Origin of the sequence: Mycobacterium kiyosense (assembly GCA_021654635.1) — a bacterium.
In the GTDB taxonomy this organism is placed as follows: Bacteria; Actinomycetota; Actinomycetes; order Mycobacteriales; family Mycobacteriaceae; genus Mycobacterium; species Mycobacterium kiyosense.
The window spans coordinates 1,252,458-1,272,618 of the sequence record AP025179.1 but is presented as its reverse complement, the minus strand read 5'-3'; the positions used below and the strand labels follow the sequence as shown (position 1 = coordinate 1,272,618).

The window sequence follows — 20,161 nt, the reverse complement described above, 5'->3', positions numbered from 1 at the left end:
CAGCGAAAGCAATAGTTCGGATAGCGAACGAAGCGAGTCGTCGCCAATCGTGTTGGGAATCGGCCTGATTAGTTGCCGGTAGCGAAGCTGCGGTTAGCGCTGCGCACTCAATAGTCGGGATGGCGGGAAGCACAGATGGCTTTTGTGACAGTGGCGGCGGCCGCGTTGGACACCGCGACCAGCGATGTAGCCGCGATCGGCAATGCGCTCGGTTCGGCCAGTGCCGCGGCCGCCAACCCCACGACAGGGGTGTTGGCCGCAGCCGAAGACGAGGTGTCGGCGTTGATCGCATCGTTCTTCTCCGGCCATGGGCAGCAATTTCAGACCCTCAGCTCGCAGGTGGCGGCCTTCAACGATCAGTTCGTCGCGGCGCTGCAGGCCGCCTCGGCGTCCTACGCCACGGCCGAAGCGACCGGGGTGGTAGCGCTGCAGAGTTTCGCGGCCGATCCGGTGCAAGGCTTGCTCAACGTGATCAACGCCCCCACCGAGGCATTGCTATACCGGCCGTTGATCGGCAACGGCGCCAACGGTACCCCCGGCACCGGGCAAGCCGGGCAAGCCGGTGGGATCCTGCTCGGCAACGGCGGCAACGGCGGCTCCGGTGGCGCGGGCCAAAATGGCGGAGCCGGCGGCGCCGCAGGGCTTTTCGGCGCGGGTGGGGCGGGTGGGGCGGGCGGGGCGGGCGGAACCGGCGGCAACGGCGGAACCGGCGGGGCCGGCGGGCTCATCTGGGGAACCGGCGGCACCGGCGGCGACGGCGGGGCCGGCTTCACCGTGACCGGCAACGGCGGAACCGGCGGCGCGGGCGGCCTGTTCGGCAACGGCGGAACCGGCGGCAACGGCGCGATAAATCCCTACGGCGGCACCGGCGGCGGAACTGGCGGAACTGGCGGCGCCGGCGGCGTGTTCGGCGCCGGTGGTGCCGGCGGCAACGGTGCGCCCGACCCCGGCGGCTTCGGTGGCGGAGCCGGCGGGGTCGGCGGCGCCGGCGGGATCTTCGGCCCCGGTGGTCACGGCGGCAACGGCGGTACCAACCCGGGCGGTTTCGCCGCGGGTGCCGGCGGTAACGGTGGTAACGGTGGGCTTTTCGGCGCCGGCGCCGGCGGCAACGGTGCAGACAATTTGGTTGATGGCAGCGGCTCCGGTGGGGCCGGCGGACATGGGGGCACCGGCGGATTGCTTGCCGGCGATGGCGGCGCAGGTGGCGCGGGCGGCGCGTTCACGTACGCCGGTGGTGGCACCGGCGGCGGGGGCGATGGCGGCGCCGGTGGCAACGCCGGGCTGCTCTCCGGCGCGACCGGCGGCGCCGGGGGCGGCGCCGGCGATAGTCCCTTCGGCTCCGCCGTCAGTATCGGTGGGGCAGGCGGCAACGGCGGCATGTTCGGCACCGGTGGGGCCGGCGGGTCCGGCGGCTCGTTCGCGCTTAACAACGGCGGCAACGGCGGCAACGGCGGCTGGCTGATGGGCACCGGCGGGGCCGGAGGCGCCGGCGCCGTATACGGCCCGGGGCTCGGTGGTAACGGCGGCAATGGCGGCAACGGAGGGTGGTTGATCGGCGACGGCGGCACGGGCGGGTCAGGCGGCGGGGCTGCCCACGGTGGTGCCGGCGGCGATGCCGGCCTGATCGGCAACGGCGGCAACGGCGGCGGCGGCGGGTTGAATCTCCCCTCCGGCGGCGACGGCGGGCCGGGCGGCAACGCCAAGCTGATCGGCAACGGCGGCAACGGCGGCAACGGCGGAGACGGCCTGTTGGGTTATAACGGTGGCTCCGGCGGCACTGGCGGAACGGCGGGCACACTGCTCGGCGTCCACGGCCTGAGCGGGCAAGACGGTTCGCCGTGACCCGCGAGTCTGCCTAACCGCGCAGCGTGCGATGCGGCTCCTGGCCGTATTGCGCTCGGTAATGAGAAGCGAACCTGCCCACGTGAGCAAAGCCCCAGCGGTGAGCGATCTGCCCGACGGACGAAGTCGTGGGGTCGCTGTCCTGCAAATCCTGGTGGGCACGGTGCAGTCGCACACGGCGCAGGTAGTCCATCGGAGTGCAGTCCATGTGCCGCCGAAACATATATTGCACAGACCGCGGAGAGACATAGAGGGCAGCCGCAATGTCATTGACCGTGATATCGAGCTGAGCATTCTCCTCGACAAAGGCCATCGCGCGACGCAGCCGGGTTGATTTGGCTGCGTCGATGCGATCTGCGCAATTCGGTTCGGCGACAGCGTTGTTGGGGAACGCGGCAAGCACAGTGGCGGCCAGATGCGAGATCGCGGTGGCGGCGACCAATTCTGATTCGCGGGCCTCGGCATCGATAAGCACACCTCGCAGATAATCGATCAGCGAACTCAGTCGTCGTCCCGCGGCGCCGAGATACCAGCTGTCGTCCCGTCAGCCGCACGGTGGCGTCGGAACTGACGGGGTCGGTCGCGGCCACCTTGCTCAACTCGGCTGTGTCGAACATGGTCACGTCAAAGGTGGCATACATACGTCCCGAGGACGGCAATTCCCCGCTGGAAATACAGATTGAGTCCTTGGCTGTCAAGAACGTAGTCGCGTCGCCGGTGGTGTGTGTCTCGATAAAACCGGCATGCGCGCGAGTTATACAGACCTTGTTCAGCGGATCGAGCTCGTAATGCAGCTCGGTGTGAATGTCGAGGTCGCTGAAACTCAAGGCGCCCAACCAACGGCGCTGCGCACGAGTGGGTGCCGGTTTGCCGGGACATTCGAGACGAACGCGCGTGTAGGCACGGCTGAGAAACGCTTCGGCACATCGTAGGTCGGTGGTTTCGAAATCAAACATCTCGCACGTCCATCCCTGCTCGGCATGGCGCGGCTACAGATATCAATGGTCCTCACCGTATATCTTGTGACCCTATTCAGTAGTTATCGTAAAGCCGAAACCGACTGTGCGCCTAGCGGCGTCAGCTCGACGACCCATGGTGCACGCAATGTCGAGGCGGCGGTCCCTCGATGCGGTCAACCCGCAGCGGCGTGAACCTCGAAAGTGCTTAGCTGCAAGCATGCAACGCACACCGGAACTCGCCCGGCAGTTCTACGACAGATTCGAGCCCATCCACGCCGTGACGTACTTCGCGCCCGAGGCGCGCGAAGCGCTGGACGGCCTGGGCTTCCGCGGCTTCTTCTCCGGCTACTTCGCCGCCCGCTCGGCTCCGCTGGGGCAGGTACCGCCGGAGGTGGTGACCGCGGTGTTTTACAACTTCGCCCACGCGCGGGTCGCCAAGGCGCTGCCCGCGGCGTGGGAGCTCGCCGCGCCGGAGGTCGTGCTGCGCGCCCGGCAGGACTCCGCGGTGGCGGCATTGCGCCGCTGCGGGCTGGCCGACGACAACGAAAATGTCCGCACTGCCGCACAATTGGCGATCCGCGCGGCGCGGCACACCCCATTGGGCGCCCGGCCGCTGTTCGCGGCGAACATGGCACTGCGGGTGCCCACCGGTCCGGTCGCAGCATTGTGGCACGCGGCGACGCTGTTGCGGGAGCATCGCGGCGACGGACACATCGCGGCGCTGGCGGCCGCCGGCATCTCGGGGCGCGAATCGAATGTGCTGCACACCGCGGCCGGTCCGGTGCCGGTGGAGTACATGAAACGCGCCCGCCACTACGACGACGAAGAGTGGGAAGCGTGCCGGCGCAGCCTGGCGGCCCGCGGCCTGCTCGGCGACGACGGCACCCTGACAGCCGACGGCCGCCGCTTCAAGGACCAGATCGAAAACCTCACCGACACTTTGGCTTTGCACGTGTTCGACGGTTTGGACGACGACGAACTGCAGGTGTTGTTCAGTGCGCTGACACCGCTGGCGCGACAGGTGATCGGCGGCGGCGACCTGCCCGCCACCACGCCCATGAGCATCCGCCTCGATTTCTAGCCCGGTACGTGGCGTCGGGAGCCAGGGCTCCGCCGCGGTAGGCCGTCATCAACCCGTCGACCACGGCACGCCACACGATGTCGTCCACGCACAGGCGGCTGGCGGTCAGCACCAACCGGTCGCGAGCGCCGGGCAGCAATGACACCGCGAACAGCCGGCCGGTGCGCTTGTCGTAGCCGGCGCGCTGGCGCGCGATCACCTCGGTCACCGTGGTGCCCGGCGGCTCGACTGCCCAGCTCCAGGCGCCGCCCGGCCTGGACAGCCAGTGGTCGTGGCTCGGTTCGAACACCGCGCCCAGGGTGGGGTTGGCCTCGAAGACCGCCTCCACCGCGGCGCAGATGCCGGGCTGGTCGAGCCGCGCGTCGGCGACCAGCACCTCCTCGTGCGCTTGCTCCTCGAGGTCGTTGACCATCGGAATCGCGGTGTAAGTCCAGTAAGACGACGTCGGCTGTGCCACCCATCCAGAGTCCGGGGCGCTCCTGTAAGGATTCTTGGCGAATTCTTGGGGTCCTGAATGTCTACCCGGCTGTCACGAACCGGCGGCCCGTCTCGTCTGATGGTCATGACTGAGAAACCCCGTATCGAGGCCCTGCCCCCCAAGCGTGCCGGACTGCTGGCGCGCACCATGTACCGGATCGCCAAACGACGCTTCGGCGAGGTCCCCGAACCGTTCACGGTGGCCGCGCACCACCCGCGGCTGCTGGTCGCCAACGCCGTGCACGAGACCCTGTTGCAGAGCGCGTCGCGCACACTGCCCCCCCAGCGTCCGGGAGCTGGCGGTGTTCTGGACCGCACGCACCATCGGCTGCTCGTGGTGTGTGGATTTCGGATCGATGTTGCAACGCCTGGACGGCCTGGACGTGGATCGACTCCGAGACATCGACGACTACGCGACGTCGTCCCTGTTCAGCGCAGACGAGCGCGCCGCCATCGCGTACGCCGACGCCATGACCACCGACCCGCACTCGGTGACCGACGAACAGGTCGACGATCTGCGCGCCCGGTTCGGCGAGGCCGGTGTGATCGAGCTGACCTACCAGATCGGCATCGAGAACATGCGCGCCCGGATGTACTCGGCGCTGGGCATCACCGAGCAGGGCTTCAGCTCCGGAGACTCCTGCCGGGTGCCCTGGGGCTGACCCCGGGAGTTAGGGTGTCGGAGTGCAGGTGAGGGACCTGGGCACCGGACGGCTCATGGTTTCCGGCGAGTTCTCCGATCTCGCCGTGCACCACCACCCCGCGGTTCAGGTCACCCTCGGCCGCACCGGGCCGCTGACCATCACAACGGACGGCGTCGCGTCACACCGGTGCCGGTTGGCCGTGGTCGGCAGCGGCGCGCGGCACGCGGTGCGCTCGGAGGCAGGGTCCGGGGCGGTGACGGTGTACTTCGGACTGCAGACCCCGCAGGGCGCTGAGTTGAACGAGTTGAGCCGCACCCTCGGCCGGCCGCGCGGCATCTGGCTGGTCCCGGACGGGGTCGAACTCGCCACGGCGACAATCGGTTTGGCGACGCACGCCGATCCGCGGGCAGCGACGGACTTCCTGGTCGCGGAGTTGTGCCGCCGCGCGGAACCGGACGGGCGGATGCCGTCGGTGCATCCGCAACTCCGGCAGGCGATCGAAGTCGTCGCGAATCGGGTGCCCGACCACGTCGACGTCGCCTCGGTCGCGGGTGCGGTCGCGTTGTCGCCCGACTACCTCGGCCGGTTGTGCCGACAACAGGCCGGTGTGTCGCTGTCCGCGGCGATCCGCTGGCAGCGGCTCGTCACCGCAGTGACCCAGTTGGCCGACGGCGTATCGGTCACCGACGCCGCCCACCGGGCCGGGTTCGCCGACGGATCGCACGCCACCCGGGTGTGCCGGGAGATGACCGGGGCGGCTCCCCGCGACTTCGCGCAGGCGATCCGGGCCGCGATCTGACGGATCCGTCCAAGCGCGCACGCCGCGACCGAATGACGCTGGAAGGCATCACCGATCACCGACTGAGGAGATGTCTGCCATGCCTGCCACACCGCCAGCGGTCCGCGCGAAATCCGCGATCGTGCACGCCCTGTTCGCTCTACCCCGGCCGGCACGCCGCTTGCTGGCCGGTCCGCCCGTGCGCATCGACGGCCAACAGCAGGCGCTCGACGCGCAGTTGGCCCTCCGGCTGAAGAACTTGTCCGGTTCGGACGTCTTCGCCGACTCGGTGGCAACAGCCCGCGCGGTCTACGAGGAGCTGCCGCAGCTCGTCGGGTACCGCTCGAGGGTGCCGGTGACGGTCCGGGAGGTGAACATTCCGGCCGGGGACGCCGACATACCCGCCAGCCTGTACACCCCCGCCGGCCTGCCCGATCCGTCCGGGCTGCTGGTGTACTTCCACGGCGGCGGATTCACGGTCGGTTCGCGGGCCAGCCACGACCCGGTCGCCCGCTTCCTGGCCGACCGCGCCGGAATGCTGGTGCTGTCGGTCGAGTACCGGCGCGCGCCCGAGCACCGCTTCCCCACCGCGGCGCAGGATGCGCTGTGCGCGTTCGAATACGCCGCCGGTCACGCCGAGCAGCTCGGCGCCGATCCCCAGCGCATCGCCGTCGGCGGCGACAGCGCGGGCGGCAACCTGGCCGCGGTGACAGCGCAGCAGGCGGTGCGCAACGGCGGTGCGGTACCGGCGTTTCAGCTGCTGGTGTATCCGCCGACGGACCTCAGCAGCCGCCGCCCGTCGCGCGACCTGTTCGCCCACGGCTTCACCTTCACCGAGGAGAACCTGCAGTGGACGCTGGCCCACTACCTGCCGCCGGGCACCGACCTGCGCGATCCGCGGCTGTCCCCGCTGCACGGCGACGTCACCGGGCTGCCGCCGGCATACGTCGCCACCGCCGGCTTCGACCCATTGCGCGACGAGGGCGAGGAATACGCCGAAAAGCTCCGTGCCGCAGCGGTTCCGGTGACCCTGTCCCGGCAGGCCGACCTGCCGCACGGCTACCTGAATTTCGTCGGGCTCGGCGGCCGATTCGCCGAAGCCGCCGCGGAAGCTGCGCAGGCACTGCGCCTCGGCCTCACCGTGCCCGTTTCAGCGCGGTGACCTGATAAAGCCGCCCTATCCGCAACCAAGCGGGTGCTGCCCCGTCTACCATCGGCGTACCGAGATGGGAGCCGCCGATGTCGTCGTATGTGATCGCAGCACCTGAGGCTATCGCGGCGGCGGCGGCCGAACTGACCGAGATCAGGACGGCGATCAACGAGGCAGCAGCGGCAGCCGCGCCGTCCACGACGGGGATCGTCTCGGCTGCCGCCGATGAGGTCTCGGATGCGATCGCACGCTTCTTCGGCAGCTACGGCCAAGAACTGCAGGCGCTGACCGCGCAGACGACACAGTTCCAGAGCCAGTTCGAGCGGGCGCTGGGCGAGGCCGGGGCCGCGTACGCGGCCGCCGAGGCCGCGAATGTGGCGCCGCTGCTGAACCGCTATGTCGCCACGGCGGGCGCGCTGTTCAACTGGGCCACCAACGCGGTCGGCCTGGGCGGTGTGCTGAACGTCCCCACCACGGTGGACGGGGTCAGGATCGGATTCTCCTTCCTGCAGATTCCGCTCGGGGAGGCATCGCTGCTGGGCCTCCCGCTCGGCCCGATCAGCTACCCGGCGCCCGCCTTCTGGTACTTCCCGACGCAGGCCAACGGTGCGGTGACCGCCAACGGCACCGTCTATTTGCAACACGGTTTCGGTGCCGTCGGCTGGCTGTACCAACCGCTGGCCTTGGAGCTGGCTCAGCAGACCAACAGCGTCGTGGTGACGCCGACCATCCCGTTTATTCAGTTGCCGTTCGGCATCTGGCTCAACAGCCCGGAAATGCAGCAGGGCGTGGCGTCGTTGTTCCTGGGACCGCAGACGGCGTTGAACGTCAGCGCACACCAGGCCGGGCTGCTGGGCACGCTGCCGCAGGACTTCATCCTGTCCGGGCACTCCGCCGGTGGCGGTCTGGCCACCATCGCCGCCGGCAACTACCTCGCCGATCTGGGCGCAGCGCCCAGCCACCTTGAGGGCGTGGTGACCTTCGACGGGGTGGCCAGCAACTCCGCGGCATTCGGGGCGGCGATCGCCAACCTGCAGGCCGCTCACGTGCCCGTCTACGTGGTGGCCGCGCCGCCGCAGGCCTGGAATGCCTCCGGTGCCACCACCAATCAGCTGACCAGTCTGTACTCGGGGCAGTTTGTCGGAGCCGAGATCGTGGGCGGCTCGCACGTCGACTCCATGCTCGGCAACGGCCCGGTCATCGACCTGGTGCTGCAGTTGGTCACCGGCTTCTCCCCACCCGGGGCCACTTCGGCGGTGTACACCCTGTCGACGGGCTGGATCAACGACATCTGGCACGGTTACAGCCCGACCAACCCGGTTTACGGCGTCTACGGTCCCCCCACCGGAGGCTATGTCGCTCCGGGCGGCCAAACCATCTACCTCGGGCCGACCACCGCAATCATCCTGCCGACGTGAACCGCAGCGGCGAGCCGGTGAACTTGTCCGGGTTGGCGATATCCCACAGGGCGACCACCTTTCCGTCGCGCACCGTCATCGCGGTGATCCGCGGGGCCATGTCCCGGCCGCCGTCGGCACCGGTGAATCCGGTTGTGTAGGAACCTAATTCGCCGTTGACCAACGCCAACTGGCTGGCCGTGTAGAAGGCCGGTCCGTAGCGCTGGGCCAGGCCAAGCATGAAGCGGACCACCTTGTCGGCACCGCGGATGACCTGAATTGCCGTGGGCGCCTTGCCATTCGAGTCGCCGGTGAAGGTGACGTCGGGGTGCAGCAGCGAGACCACGGTGTCGATGTCGCCGGCGGCCATCGCGGCCATCAGCCGGCCGACCACCTCGGCGTGGCCGGGGTCGGGCTCCGGCGGCGGCGATGCGGCGACGGCCTTGCGGGCCCGCGACGCCAGCTGCCGGGCGGACGCCACGCTGACGCCCAGGATGTCGGCCACGTCGGCGAACGGCACCGCAAACCCGTCGTGCAGCACGAACGCCACCCGCTGGTCGGGACTGAGCCGTTCCAGCACCACCATCGCCGCGAATCGGGCGTCCTCGTTGGCCACCACCGCCGACAACGGGTCGCCAGCAGAGTCCGAGAATCCGGTGACCACCGGTTCGGGCAGCCAGTTACCGGTGTACGCCTCGCGCCGGTGTGCCGCCGAGCGCAACCGGTCCAGGCCCAGCCGGCTCACCACCGTCGTCAGCCACGCGCGCAGGTCGTGGATCGGGCCGTCCTGCGTGTTCCACCTCAGCCAAGCGTCCTGGACGATGTCTTCGGCGTCGGCCACCGTCCCCGTCAGCCGGTAGGCGACCGCCATCAGGTGTGGCCGCAACGCCTCGAATTCCGAGATCTGTTGGGTCGCCGCCATATTTCGACCCTAACGCGCGACCTAGGGGTCCTCCGGTTCCCAGGTGCCGGGCAGCATCGGAATCGTCGGCCCGTCCCCGAAGTCGTCGGACAGTGTGGCCAGGCCCGCCGGGTCGGCGGTCGGGGCGCCGACGGTCCCGCTGAACCCGAGCGGCCCGGCCCCGCGACCGGAAGCCGCGGTCGGTTCGGGCGGCGGCGTCCAGTCCGGCGTCACGTCGACGTTCATGTCCATGTATTCGTTGGCCTCGCCGCGCAGCTTCGACCTTTGCCGCCGCCGGGCCCGCGCCGCCTCGCGGGCGGCCGCCGTGGCACCGGCGGCAGCCGAATCCGGTTCCGGCGCTTTGCGTTGCGCTCGGGCGCTGGCGCTCGAGCTCATCGCCGAGCCGGAGCCGATCCGGGGACCACCGACCACGTAGGGCGGCGTGAAGCCGATCGGGCCGGGCGCTGCGGGCGCAGGCGGTGGTGCCGGCGCGGCGGGTGCCGGCGGTCCTGGCGGCGTGGGCGACGGTGGTGGGGCCCCCACCCCGGCGGCCGGCGCGGTGAACGTCGAGCTCACCCCGACGACCGGGGTCAGGTCGGGAACCACCGCCGGTGCCGGCACCGGCGCCACTGCGGGTGCGGGCAGCGCCGCGAGCCCGGCCAGGCCGGCCAGTCCGCCCACAGATGCCAGCGGGGCGGCCGCGACGGGCACTGCCGCGGCCAGCGCGGCGGGCTGGCTGGTCAACGTGAAGACTTCGGCGAGGTGGGTGGGCCAGTCGAACAGTTCCAGGCTCACCAGGTATTGCACGGCCAGCACCGGGTTGGTCTGCAGATAGACGAAGAACTGCTGGAAGTCCTCACTGACCTCCAGCGACCGAGCCACCCAGAAGGCAGCCACGGTGGGGTCGGTGTAGTCGTCGTATTCCAGCCCGTTGAGCGTGCCTTCCGCGGGGTTCCAGGTGTAGCCGAAGCGCTGCAGGATGTTGGCGATCACGTTGTCCAGCCCGTTGACCACGGTCGGGTCGTGCGCAACGGTGTCGTTGCCGATGCCGAACTGCTCCAAGAATGCGTCCAGCTGCGGATTGTTCACCAGGTTCTCGAATTGGGTGAACGGGTTGAGCTGCGGGTTGCTCATGAACGTCTGGTATTCCTGCAGCAGGTTCTGCCAGAACTGCTCGATGCCCTGCAGTGGGTTCGAGGACTCGGCGGAATCGGTCTTGACGATCTGCGGGGCGGCCGGGGTCTGCGGCGCCGATGCCACCGCCGCGTCGGACACGCCTTGGTAGACGCTCATGGTGGTGGCGGCTTGGACCCACATCCGCGCGTAGTCGGCCTCGTTGAGCGCGATGGGAATGGTATTGATGCCGAAGAAGTTGGTGGCCACCAGCGCCCCGTGGATCACGTGGTTGGCGGCCAGTTCGGGCAGCGTCGGCATGGCCGCCAACGCGGCGGTGTAGCCGGCAGCGGCGGTGGTCAGTCCGGCCGCGGCGGCGGCGCTGTTCGCGCCCGCCTGCTCCAACCACGCCAGGAAGGGCGCATGCGCGGCCACGTATGCCGCGACGCTCGGGCCCTCCCAGGCCGCGCCCTGCACGTCGGCCAACACCGCGATCAGTTCGTTGGCCACCGCGGTGTATTCGGCGCTGATCAGGCTCCACGCGTCGGCCGCCGCCAGCAACGACGCCGGCCCCGGCCCGCTGCTCAGCAACGCTGAGTGCAGCTCCGGTGGTGACGCCATCCAAATCGGGGCCGTCATCGCGCCAACCCCCCCACAATTGCGATCGTATGAATTCGCTATGAGGTTATTGACAATGATTGTCATTAGCAACTGGAGCGGGGGGACCCACAGGTCATTCCCAGGAAAGGTGCCTGGGCGCCCTCGGCTCGCTGCGGGCGCTCCGGGCTCGCTCTGCCGGCGCGAGCGTCCCCGAAATGTCGCAAAAACACGCCCGCGACCGCACATATGAGGACGCTCACGGGGGACGGGCCCGGGAGGCAGGAACGCTTGGGCGCACCGGCCCGCACTGCCGGGTGCCGACCTCAGCGGACCCGGGGCTACGCTCGCGAACGATGACCGACAACCTCTGGCTGCACTTCAGCCAACAAGGCCCGGGGTTCGCACCGCCGGTCATCGCCCGCGGCGAAGGCGTCACCATCTACGACGACCGCGGCAAGCCCTACCTGGACGGCCTGTCGGGCCTGTTCACCGTCCAGGTCGGCCACGGCCGGACCGAACTTGCGCAGGTCGCGGCGCGGCAGGCCGAGACGCTGGCGTTCTTCCCGCTCTGGGGATACGCCACCCCCACGGCGATCGAGCTCGCCGAACGCATTGCCGGCTACACCCCCGGTGACCTGAACCGGGTGTTCTTCACCACCGGCGGCACCGAGGCCGTCGAGACCGCGTGGAAGGTCGCCAAGCAGTTCTTCAAGCTCACCGGCAAACCCGGTAAGCACAAGGTGATCTCGCGATCCGTCGCCTACCACGGCACCACCCAGGGCGCCTTGGCGATCACCGGCCTGCCCAAATACAAGGCACCGTTCGAGCCGGTCACCCCCGGCGGGTTCCGGGTGCCCAACACCAACTTCTACCGCGCCCCCGAACCGTTTGACCGCGACGAGAAGGCGTTCGGGCGCTGGGCTGCCGACCGCATCGCCGAAGCCATCGAGTTCGAGGGCCCCGACACCGTCGCGGCGGTGTTCCTGGAGCCGGTGCAGAACGCCGGCGGTTCCATCCCGCCACCGCCGGGCTACTTCGAGCGGGTGCGCGAGATCTGCGACGCCTACGACGTGCTGCTGGTCTCCGACGAGGTGATCTGCGCGTTCGGCCGGATCGGGTCGATGTTCGCCTGCGACGACTTCGGCTACGTGCCGGACATGATCACCTGCGCCAAGGGCCTGACGTCGGGCTACTCACCACTGGGCGCGATGATCGCCAGCGAGCGGCTGTTCGAGCCGTTCCGCGACAGCTCCACCATGTTCGCGCACGGCTACACCTTCGGCGGACATCCGGTGTCGACCGCCGTCGCGCTGGCCAACCTGGACATCTTCGAGCGCGAGGGTCTCAACGATCACGTCAGGCAGCAGTCCCCGGCGTTGCGCGCCACCCTGGAGAAGCTCTACGACCTGCCCATCGTGGGCGACGTCCGCGGCGAGGGCTTCTTCTTCGGCATCGAACTGGTCAAGGACCAGGCCACCAAGCAGAAGTTCACCGACGACGAACGGTCGGCGCTGCTCGGGCGGGTGTCCGCGGCGCTGTTCGAGGCTGGTCTGTACTGCCGCACCGACGAGCGCGGCGACTCGGTGATCCAGTTGGCCCCGCCGCTGATCAGCGGTCAGGCCGAGTTCGACACCATCGAATCGATCCTGCGCAGCGTGCTGGTACAGGAGCGGTTCTAGCCGTGGCAACGCCACGGCGCAGAGGCCGCGACCCCAAGACACCAGAGCGGATTTAGCCCGTGGCCAAGCCGCGCATCAACCCGGTCCGGTGGCAGCCACCGCCGGTCGACCCGTTGCCGGACATGCCGGCACCGCCCATCACGGTGGTCCCGCTTCCCGGCAATGGACCCGAGGACGTCGTCGCCGACGCCACCGGCCGAATGTGGACCGGCCTGGAGGACGGGCGCATCGTGCGCCTGTCCGAGGGCAAGCCAGAAATCGTGGCGGACACCGGCGGACGGCCCCTCGGCCTGCAGGTCGCCCGGGATGGCCGAATCCTGATCTGCGACAGTCATCGTGGCTTGCTCGCCCTCGACCCGGCGAGCGGCGAGCTGGACGTTCTCGTCGAATCGGTGGACGGCAGGCGGCTCAAATTCTGCTCCAATGTCACCGAAACATCGGATGGCACAATCTATTTCACCGAATCAACCGCCGACTATCATTTCGAGGAATACACCGCGCCGATCGTGGAGGCACGCGGCACCGGCGGGCTGTACCGGCTCGGTGCGGACGGTGCCGTCACCACACTGCTCGACGGGCTGTACTTCGCCAACGGGGTGACGCCGACGGCCGACGGGTCGGCGTTGGTGTTCGCCGAGACTCAGGCGCGCCGGTTGTCGAAGTACTGGCTGACCGGGCCGCACGCCGGATCGGTGACACCGTTGGCGGTGCACCTGCCCGGCATGCCGGACAATCTGTCCACCGGTGCCGACGGCCGGATCTGGGCCGCGTTGGTCGCCGAGGCCAACCCCGCGCTGGAATCGCTGTTCCCGCGGGCCCCGATCATCCGCAAGCTGGTGTGGCGGCTGCCCGAACGGCTGCAGCCGCGGATCAAGCCGGAGATCTGGGCGGTCGCCTTCGATCCCGACAGCGGGGCCCCCGTCGCCGGTCTGCGCACCGAGCACCCCGACTTCGGCAGCGTCACCGGCCTGGTGGAGGCGGGCGGGCGGCTGTGGATGGGCACGATCAGTTTCCCCGCCCTCGCGCAGGTGGATCTGGCAGATCTATTCCCAGAACCGTAATTTCGAGCCGCGTCGCCCGCGGTCCCCGGTGCCGAGCAGCCGCCTGACGGCGTCGAGGGCCACCAGCACCTCTCGCGACTGCGCCTGCGTCTGACCCTTCAGGAATCGCGCCAGCGCGTTGCACAGCTGCACCAGCGCCGCGCGCAAGTCGGGATCGATCGTCGCGTCGCGATGCTGCTCGAGTTCGGCCAGCACCACGTCGAGCCCCGAGCGCCGCACCTGGGTTGCCTTCTCCACCCGCTTGAGCAGCTTGTCCAGCGGCCGCAGCGGCGAAGGCGGGGGCGCGGAGCACATCGCGGGTGCGGGCATCGGGGCAGCGTCCATCGGGGGCGCGGCCATCAGGGCGGCGTCCATTGCGAAGGCGCGCCCGGCCGGCGCGAACCCCACGTTCGCCGCCCAGCCCGACGGCTCTTCGACGGGCTGGATCACCTCGGTCAACGGCCCGGCGTCGGTGTGTTCGGGATCGATGGCCACGAACGCAGTGAAGCGGGACAGCACCCCGAACCGGATGGAGTGCGCGACGATCCGCGCGGCCAATTCGTCATCGGCGCGGTAGGCGGCGTAGTCGTCCTCCAGGTCGCGCACCACCGAGCGAGCCCAGATAGTCTGCACCGCAACGGCTTCCGGCGCGACGCGCGCTTCCAGCGTGGCGACCGGGACACCGTCGGCGTCGACCCGGAACGTCGCGGCGCCGTGCCCGGCGGGCGCCCGGTAGCGTCCGGAGATCACGCACGGCACCCCGGCGAACGCGTCGGGCGCGCGGCTCGGCGTGACGGTGTCGTCGACGAGCTGGATGCCTTCGGCGCTGACCCGCAGCCCGGTCAGCGCCGGCCGCCCGATGGTGCGGGCCAGCCGCGCCATCGCCTCGTCCAGGCGTTCCTCCGATTCGACCAGCTCCGATCGCCCGGTGCCCAGTTGCGCGAGCCGGTCCAGGAAGCCGGCGTTGACGGCGCGGTCGATGCCCACGCAGTAGATGCGGGTGCGCCCGACCGCCGGCGCGAGGGTGCGCAGCAGCTGGTCCTCGCCGGTGATCTGGCCGTCGGTTACCAGCACCACGCTGGCCTGCCGGTCGCCGCCGGAGCCACCCAGCAACTGCACCGCCCGCTGCAGCGGCTCGGCCATCTCGGTCCCGCCGCGGCTTTCCAGCGAACCCAGCCACGAGGCGGCCGCGAACCGGTTCCGGTCGTCGGCCTCGACCAGGCTCAGCTGCGCCGGGGTGTCGATCCGGTCGTCGAAGGCCATCACGCAGAACCGGTCTCCCGCGTCGAGCATGTCCACGATCCGGCCCGCGGCCCGTCGCGCGGCGATCATCTTCCAGCCGTGCATCGAGCCGGAACGGTCCAGCACCACCACTACATCCCTTGGCGCACTGGATGTTTGGGCGGGCGGCAGCACGGTCACCGACCAGGTGCCCTCCGCACCGTCGGGGTCGGGAACCAGCAGCGCCGACGACAACAGCGCGCTGCGGTCGACCCGGAACCGCAACACGAAGTCCCGGTCGGCCCGCGCCCCCGGCTCGACCCGCAACACGGTCGACCCGCCCCCCTCGGTCACGACGGTGGGCAGGCTGGCACGCAGATCTGACACCGTCAGCCCGGCTCCGTCGACGCTCAGCGCGATGTCCAGGTCCGGGCGGTCTTCGGAGTCCAGCAGCCGCGGCGGGGTCACCCGGGAGGCGTCGGGCACGGCATCGGTGTCGGCCGCGTCACCGGCTCCGGTCTGGTCGCCGGGCAGCGCACGGCCGGTCGTGTAGCGCGGCGCGACCACCAGCGGGAAGCGGAAGGTGGCCTCGCCGTCCTCGAACGACAGCGGACCCGTCAGCCGCATTTCGACGGCGGCCTCCTCGCCCGGCCCGATGTTGCCGACCCGCACCGAGAAGACGTCGGAGCGGTCTTCCTCCACGATCGCGGCGCGCTGCCCCGCGACGATGGCCTGCTCGTAGTCGGCGCGGGCCTGGCCGCGTTCTTTGAGCAGGCCGACCACCCGCCGTCCGGCCAGATCGGCGACGAAATCGGTCACCCCGGCGCGGGCCGGCAGCGGGAAGACGTAGGTGGCCTCGATGGTGGTGTCGCCGTCATTGACGAACCGCTGCCGGACAGTGGAGGTGGCGGTCATGCCCACGATCGCGGTCTGGACGCGCAGCCCTTTGAGCGGCAGGGGACGCCCGTCCGCCGCGCTCAGCTCACCGCACGACGGCCTGCCCGTCCGAACCGGTTGCGGGTCGATGGACAACAGGGGCAACAACTGAGCACTCATTGAGAGTCCTTTCCTGGGTTGGCGAGCAGGTTCAGCAGCGGCGCGGCGGCGCGGCGCAGATCGTCCGCCGATGGCAGCGGGCCCTCGACCAGCAAGGTGACAGTGTCGGAAAGGCGGACGGCCTGAAGCTTGGTGACGGACGGTTCGGCGGGCTTTGTGGGCGCGACGGCTTCCGGGACCGTGCGCCAGAACGCGGCGGCGGCGCGGGCGGGCTCCGGTGCGATCTCGGGGTCACCCAGGCCGGCCGGCATCGCGCTGGCCGGTATGGCGGCCAACGCCTCCACCTCCTGCGCCGACATGCCCGCCAGTCGCGCCGCGATTTCGTCCAAGGAGAGGCCCTGACCCTGCAACCGCTTGATCGCGACCAATCTCACCAAGTGGGTCCGCCCGTAGGTCAGCGCGCGACCCCGGTTTCCCGGCCGGGGCAGCAGGCCCCGCGCGGTGTAATAACGCACCATCCTCTCGGCCGGGACCGCCTTGGCCTGGCGGTTCTCCGGCACCGCACCGGACGCCTGCACCGCGTTGGCGGCGGCAGCGGCGAATTCGGGCAGAGTGAGCAGCTTCATTGTTTGACAGTGTCGCATCTCAATTCGACACTGTCAAATGGGGGGTCGACGGCGCCTCGCGTCGCGGGACGAGCCGTCGGTCAGTTCATCGAGAAGACCATGGCGACCTGGTCGGGGTAGGCAGCGCTCGCCGCGGCCTTGCTGAACGCGAATAGATCGCTGAACGCCGCCTCCCCCGTCGCTTGGGTTCAACAACTCGATGAATACTCCCCACACCCGCTTGGTGCCTTGCTGTGTGGCGAAATCGGCGATCCAGCCATAGCTGAGCCACTGTTGAAAGTGCCCACCGCCGTTTAGCTGCTGAGAGAGGCTCGAATTGCTCAGCTTGAGGTTGGTCAGGCCGGTACCCTGCACATACTGTCGAATGTCGTCGGCGAGCACCTGCGCTATGTCCGTCGAATTCACTTTTCCGACGGTCGCCCCCACACCCGCGTTATGCGCACCGTTTACCAAGACCACCGAGTTGTTCTCATGACGCACCACGGTCCAATTCGGTGCGGGCGTGAGCGAAATTCCGTCACCCAAATCGACGGCCGGAGCACCTGACAATAGGATCAGCTCCCCAGGGCCGCGTCGGGATGCGTCAAACCGCGACTGTGCTGCCCTTGGCTGACCGGAGGAAACGGCAGCCGCCTGGCCTTGGTCTTGCGGTGACAGTGGCTCGGTATCGCCGGGCTTGCCGGTCCACACGATCGCGGCGGTGACCGCGGCCGCAACGATCACCACCACCACGAGGATCAGCGCAACCAGGCCCGCAGACCAGCGGTGCCCGATGCGCTCGGTAGTGCCCGGGTAGTTCAGCGGCAACGGCGTCGAGTCAGCCGGGGGCAAAGTCGATGACATCAGTGCTACTCGCTCGTGTGCGTCGGATTGGGCGGTCGGTCGGAGGTGGCAGACGTCGATATCAGCGCGCCGTAGCGGGCCAAGGCTGCGCTGGCACTGCCACACGCCTGACAGAACGCGGCGCCGGAAACCATCGCAGCCCCACAGTGCGCACACACCTGCCCCGAGTCGGCCGGATGCACAAGCGATCCAGGCCCGTCGAGCGCAGCCTGGGCTTCAAGCAGCAGACCGCGGTGTAGCGCGTCGCGCGACGCGACCACCCCGGCCGCGGCCAGGACCAATGCCACCACGGTCGTGCACACAATGCCCCGAGCGCCATACGGTGCGAGCAGAGTCGTAGCGAGCTCGTAGACCAGCACCAAACTGAGGCCCTGCACCGCACCGATCAAAGGGGCGCCGCCCGCAGAGCGGACGCGGACCACCGTCACGGCCGCAGCAGTGGCGAAAATGATGGGCTGCAAGAACCCCAGTGTCAACGCGATGAACGCCGTGTGCGCTGGATCGGTCGCGGTCGCCTCGATACGGGTGAACGCGTCGTGCTGGATCGCAATACTCATACCCAGTGAGAGCGCCGCGCCGCTGAGCGAACTCGTGACAAGCGCATCGATAGGGTGACAGAACGCGCGACCAGCCGTCACCAACATCGGCGCAACCAGCACCGCCAGGAAGGCCACCAGCGGCACCAGCACGCCCAGCTCGACAATGAGGGCCACCGACGGCAACTGGCGGCTGGGGGCGGTCAGCAGCGCCCTCTCGGCGAAGTACTGCTGCACCAGGCCCGCACCCACCCCCAATGCCAGCGACAGCAAAAAGCCCAATCCGACCAACGTGAACGGCTGGTCGCGCCACACATTGTGGTCATGGATGTAGGTCAACACGACCGCCGGCAACGCCACCGCCGCCAACACCAGCGCGATGGACAGCACCCCGAACGCTGCCGCGATCAATGCCGCGAGCAACCCCAACATGACGGCGTTGCGATAGGAGTGCTGGCGTCCGGCCGACAAGTGCGGCATGAGTGTGCTCATGAGCGCCAACGCACGCACCGGCTCGTCAGGCATCGCGGCGAAATGCCTCGCCCGGTCCAAACCGGCGGGCAAAGGCGTACCACAACGAGCGCAAAAGCGAGCTGCGTCCGGATGAGGCGAGGAACAATTCGGGCAGTCCATCGCGTCCCCTCTCGATGGTCGGCTGGCCTCGATGCAGAGGTTACCGCTGACCAAAAGTAATGAGCAGGGACGAAAGTCCTTTCCGCGCGCGGGCCATGTCCCCTACCCCGTCAGGCGCCCGGCTCATTGAATTAAGACGTAGTGCAACGAAATCCGGGCCGCGAGGCCCTAAAGCAGTGAGGTCGAAAATGAGGTCCCAACAGGCAGGCCGGCCAACGACGATCCGGTCCACAACAGCTGTTAAGGGCACCGTAGCGCGACTGGCCCAGGTAGTGATCGCGCTCATCATGGCGCTGGCGGCGGCCGTCGTGATTCTCCCGGCGGGCACGGCGACGGCCGAAGCGCCACGCACCGAGATCTGGCAATGGGCGATCGGCAGAAACGTCTTCACCGACCCCGCGCTGCAGCAATACAGCCGATTGCTGGGTATAAACCGCTCCACGGACGTCTATGTGGAGAGTAAGGGCTTTTCGATGTCCTGCGACGGCGGCGGCAACGTGGTGAGCGTGACGCTCTATAACGACGAGGTTGCCGTGGGATGGCGCAGGCCGGGCAATAACACCTTCCGGGCCTATCGGGGAGCATTGCCTGCACGCCTGACCTGGAATACCAGGGCCCGAGACTTGCACTTCGTCTACGGAGCACCCAATATGGTCGCGGGTTTCCCGCCGGACCGCATCATCCCCATCGCGTTTGCCACGAGGACGACCGATCACTGGTTCGACCTCGTCCTCGAGTTCGCGACGGGCTACGCGGAGAATCTGCCATCCGCCCCGATACTCCGCATCACGGTGTCGCCCGGGCCCAACTATCAGGTCAGCGGCTGACCGTCGGCACGCATCAGCGGTAGTACTCCGGGTTCTTACCGTTGATCTCCAAGCTGAAGTCGCTCCGGCACCGGTCGATCTTCGTGCGGTCGGTGCCGGCGTCGGCCAGGCAGTTGAAATACCGGTGCGCACCCCACCACGGCAACGTGCTGATCCACACAGCGACAAGCACGAGACCGCACGACGCGACCAGAAAGCCCAGCACCGAACCGCCCATCGCGGCGCGCCGGTGCCGGGCTTGGTCATTTCTGGCTCGTCGGCCCATGGCGAATCCCGTGACGAGTCCGACGCCTACGAGAGCCCCACCCGACCATGCCAGCGCCGCCCACAAAAACACCAGCCCCGCAACCCCATACACCATCGCTAGGACGATGGACAGAATCCCGCAGGCTATGGCCAGCAAGCCCGCCACAATGCCGCCGATAACTTTGGCTCCGGTGGGCGCTTCACCCCGCTTGGCCCGGCGCCACCCGGCCAATCCGGCGATCACCGCTGCCGTGCCGAGCACGATCGCACCGAAGACGGTGCACCCCAGGCTGATCCCGGCAATGCCCATCAAGAGCGGCGCGGCGCCTGGCGCATCTCTATCGACGGCTCCGTTCAAGAGCTCGAGTCCTCTCGGGAATCGGATCCGGCTTCGTGTTCCTCTTCGTTGCGCCTGTCTATGACAGCTTTGTCGTCGGTCCCGTGGTAGGCAAACGTCGTCACGCGTTGGGTCTTTCGCCTCTACTACCATGGGCAGCCGGGTTGATCGAATGGCGGAGGCCACCCTGATCGGCAGCACGGAGCGGACACTTGGGCGACAATCGGCGGACCGG

At 68.9% G+C, this 20,161-nt stretch carries 17 protein-coding genes and 1 pseudogene; 9 read left to right on the top strand and 9 right to left on the bottom strand.

The genetic code is table 11. The features are described from left to right. Positions 1 to 135: 135 nt before the first annotated feature. Positions 136 to 1,842, top strand: coding sequence for a PE family protein (locus L6444_RS06030; protein WP_236981327.1), 1,707 nt, complete (start codon positions 136 to 138; stop codon positions 1,840 to 1,842). Between the two features lie 13 nt (positions 1,843 to 1,855). Here L6444_RS06030 and L6444_RS06025 read toward each other — a convergent pair whose 3' ends face one another. Continuing rightward, a complete protein-coding gene (locus L6444_RS06025) occupies positions 1,856 to 2,317 on the bottom strand; it encodes a helix-turn-helix transcriptional regulator (RefSeq protein ID WP_236981326.1) in 462 nt (153 codons plus the stop codon). A gap of 701 nt (positions 2,318 to 3,018) precedes the next feature. Between L6444_RS06025 and L6444_RS06020 the strand changes: the two genes are divergently transcribed. Continuing rightward, positions 3,019 to 3,882 (top strand): SCO6745 family protein, encoded by an 864-nt coding sequence (locus tag L6444_RS06020; RefSeq protein WP_236981325.1) that lies wholly within the window; start codon positions 3,019 to 3,021, stop codon positions 3,880 to 3,882. Here the strand turns inward: L6444_RS06020 and L6444_RS06015 are convergent. Next, the gene (locus tag L6444_RS06015; RefSeq protein WP_236981324.1) at positions 3,794 to 4,339 is read right to left on the bottom strand and encodes a condensation domain-containing protein; all 546 of its coding nucleotides are present in this window, start codon (positions 4,337 to 4,339) and stop codon (positions 3,794 to 3,796) included. The two genes, L6444_RS06020 and L6444_RS06015, sit on opposite strands and share 89 nt — an antisense overlap. Before the next feature lie 72 nt (positions 4,340 to 4,411). Here L6444_RS06015 and L6444_RS06010 point away from each other — a divergent pair. From L6444_RS06010 to L6444_RS05995, 4 genes and pseudogenes are all read left to right on the top strand, one after another. Further along, positions 4,412 to 5,021 (top strand): annotated as a pseudogene (locus L6444_RS06010) (carboxymuconolactone decarboxylase family protein); the annotation flags it as partial. A gap of 22 nt (positions 5,022 to 5,043) precedes the next feature. Then, positions 5,044 to 5,802: a helix-turn-helix transcriptional regulator gene (locus tag L6444_RS06005; protein ID WP_236981323.1), complete on the top strand. Its 759-nt coding sequence runs from the start codon at positions 5,044 to 5,046 to the stop codon at positions 5,800 to 5,802. A 79-nt stretch (positions 5,803 to 5,881) separates the two neighbouring features. Then, complete coding sequence (locus L6444_RS06000) at positions 5,882 to 6,943, top strand: alpha/beta hydrolase (RefSeq protein WP_236981322.1); 1,062 nt, start codon at positions 5,882 to 5,884, stop codon at positions 6,941 to 6,943. Positions 6,944 to 7,020: 77 nt separating this feature from the next. Beyond that, the gene (locus tag L6444_RS05995; protein WP_236981321.1) at positions 7,021 to 8,349 is read left to right on the top strand and encodes a PE domain-containing protein; all 1,329 of its coding nucleotides are present in this window, start codon (positions 7,021 to 7,023) and stop codon (positions 8,347 to 8,349) included. Here the strand turns inward: L6444_RS05995 and L6444_RS05990 are convergent. Both L6444_RS05990 and L6444_RS05985 read right to left on the bottom strand, forming a co-directional pair. Then, complete coding sequence (locus L6444_RS05990; RefSeq protein ID WP_236981320.1) at positions 8,333 to 9,250, bottom strand: sigma-70 family RNA polymerase sigma factor; 918 nt, start codon at positions 9,248 to 9,250, stop codon at positions 8,333 to 8,335. The genes L6444_RS05995 and L6444_RS05990 overlap by 17 nt on opposite strands. A gap of 21 nt (positions 9,251 to 9,271) precedes the next feature. Beyond that, positions 9,272 to 10,981 carry a PPE family protein gene (locus L6444_RS05985; RefSeq protein ID WP_236981319.1) on the bottom strand — a complete coding sequence of 570 codons (1,710 nt, stop codon included), beginning with the start codon at positions 10,979 to 10,981 and terminating at the stop codon, positions 9,272 to 9,274. Between the two features lie 314 nt (positions 10,982 to 11,295). On the opposite strand from L6444_RS05985, the gene L6444_RS05980 reads away from it, so the two are divergent. Together L6444_RS05980 and L6444_RS05975 are read left to right on the top strand one after the other, a co-directional pair. After that, positions 11,296 to 12,621, top strand: a complete 1,326-nt coding sequence (locus L6444_RS05980; protein ID WP_236981318.1) for an aspartate aminotransferase family protein — start codon at positions 11,296 to 11,298, stop codon at positions 12,619 to 12,621. Between the two features lie 122 nt (positions 12,622 to 12,743). Beyond that, positions 12,744 to 13,682 carry an SMP-30/gluconolactonase/LRE family protein gene (locus L6444_RS05975; RefSeq protein WP_236983854.1) on the top strand — a complete coding sequence of 313 codons (939 nt, stop codon included), beginning with the start codon at positions 12,744 to 12,746 and terminating at the stop codon, positions 13,680 to 13,682. Here the strand turns inward: L6444_RS05975 and L6444_RS05970 are convergent. The 4 genes from L6444_RS05970 to L6444_RS05955 are packed head-to-tail and all read right to left on the bottom strand — an operon-like array spanning position 13,665 to position 18,516. After that, complete coding sequence (locus L6444_RS05970; protein WP_236981317.1) at positions 13,665 to 15,938, bottom strand: VIT domain-containing protein; 2,274 nt, start codon at positions 15,936 to 15,938, stop codon at positions 13,665 to 13,667. The genes L6444_RS05975 and L6444_RS05970 overlap by 18 nt on opposite strands. Then, positions 15,935 to 16,504, bottom strand: coding sequence for a MerR family transcriptional regulator (locus L6444_RS05965; protein ID WP_236981316.1), 570 nt, complete (start codon positions 16,502 to 16,504; stop codon positions 15,935 to 15,937). The genes L6444_RS05970 and L6444_RS05965 overlap by 4 nt, the downstream gene beginning before the upstream one ends. Before the next feature lie 33 nt (positions 16,505 to 16,537). Then, on the bottom strand, positions 16,538 to 17,347 hold the full coding sequence (locus L6444_RS05960; RefSeq protein ID WP_236981315.1) for a hypothetical protein: 810 nt from the start codon (positions 17,345 to 17,347) through the stop codon (positions 16,538 to 16,540). Positions 17,348 to 17,352: 5 nt separating this feature from the next. After that, complete coding sequence (locus L6444_RS05955; protein WP_236981314.1) at positions 17,353 to 18,516, bottom strand: zinc ribbon domain-containing protein; 1,164 nt, start codon at positions 18,514 to 18,516, stop codon at positions 17,353 to 17,355. A 272-nt stretch (positions 18,517 to 18,788) separates the two neighbouring features. Here L6444_RS05955 and L6444_RS05950 point away from each other — a divergent pair, with 272 nt between their 5' ends. Further along, the gene (locus tag L6444_RS05950) at positions 18,789 to 19,343 is read left to right on the top strand and encodes a hypothetical protein (protein ID WP_236981313.1); all 555 of its coding nucleotides are present in this window, start codon (positions 18,789 to 18,791) and stop codon (positions 19,341 to 19,343) included. Between the two features lie 13 nt (positions 19,344 to 19,356). Here the strand turns inward: L6444_RS05950 and L6444_RS05945 are convergent, their stop codons facing one another. Continuing rightward, positions 19,357 to 19,899, bottom strand: coding sequence for a hypothetical protein (locus L6444_RS05945; protein ID WP_236981312.1), 543 nt, complete (start codon positions 19,897 to 19,899; stop codon positions 19,357 to 19,359). Positions 19,900 to 20,161 lie beyond the last annotated feature (262 nt).

Coding starts and splice junctions, on each gene's coding strand:
- L6444_RS06030 (WP_236981327.1), top strand. CDS start 136: ATGGCTTTTGTGACAGTGGCGGCGGCCGCGTTGGACACCGCGACCAGC.
- L6444_RS06020 (WP_236981325.1), top strand. CDS start 3,019: ATGCAACGCACACCGGAACTCGCCCGGCAGTTCTACGACAGATTCGAG.
- L6444_RS06000 (WP_236981322.1), top strand. CDS start 5,882: ATGCCTGCCACACCGCCAGCGGTCCGCGCGAAATCCGCGATCGTGCAC.
- L6444_RS05995 (WP_236981321.1), top strand. CDS start 7,021: ATGTCGTCGTATGTGATCGCAGCACCTGAGGCTATCGCGGCGGCGGCG.
- L6444_RS05990 (WP_236981320.1), bottom strand. CDS start 9,250: ATGGCGGCGACCCAACAGATCTCGGAATTCGAGGCGTTGCGGCCACAC.
- L6444_RS05985 (WP_236981319.1), bottom strand. CDS start 10,981: ATGACGGCCCCGATTTGGATGGCGTCACCACCGGAGCTGCACTCAGCG.
- L6444_RS05980 (WP_236981318.1), top strand. CDS start 11,296: ATGACCGACAACCTCTGGCTGCACTTCAGCCAACAAGGCCCGGGGTTC.
- L6444_RS05975 (WP_236983854.1), top strand. CDS start 12,744: ATGCCGGCACCGCCCATCACGGTGGTCCCGCTTCCCGGCAATGGACCC.
- L6444_RS05970 (WP_236981317.1), bottom strand. CDS start 15,938: ATGAGTGCTCAGTTGTTGCCCCTGTTGTCCATCGACCCGCAACCGGTT.
- L6444_RS05965 (WP_236981316.1), bottom strand. CDS start 16,504: ATGAAGCTGCTCACTCTGCCCGAATTCGCCGCTGCCGCCGCCAACGCG.
- L6444_RS05960 (WP_236981315.1), bottom strand. CDS start 17,347: ATGTCATCGACTTTGCCCCCGGCTGACTCGACGCCGTTGCCGCTGAAC.
- L6444_RS05955 (WP_236981314.1), bottom strand. CDS start 18,516: ATGGACTGCCCGAATTGTTCCTCGCCTCATCCGGACGCAGCTCGCTTT.
- L6444_RS05945 (WP_236981312.1), bottom strand. CDS start 19,899: ATGGGCATTGCCGGGATCAGCCTGGGGTGCACCGTCTTCGGTGCGATC.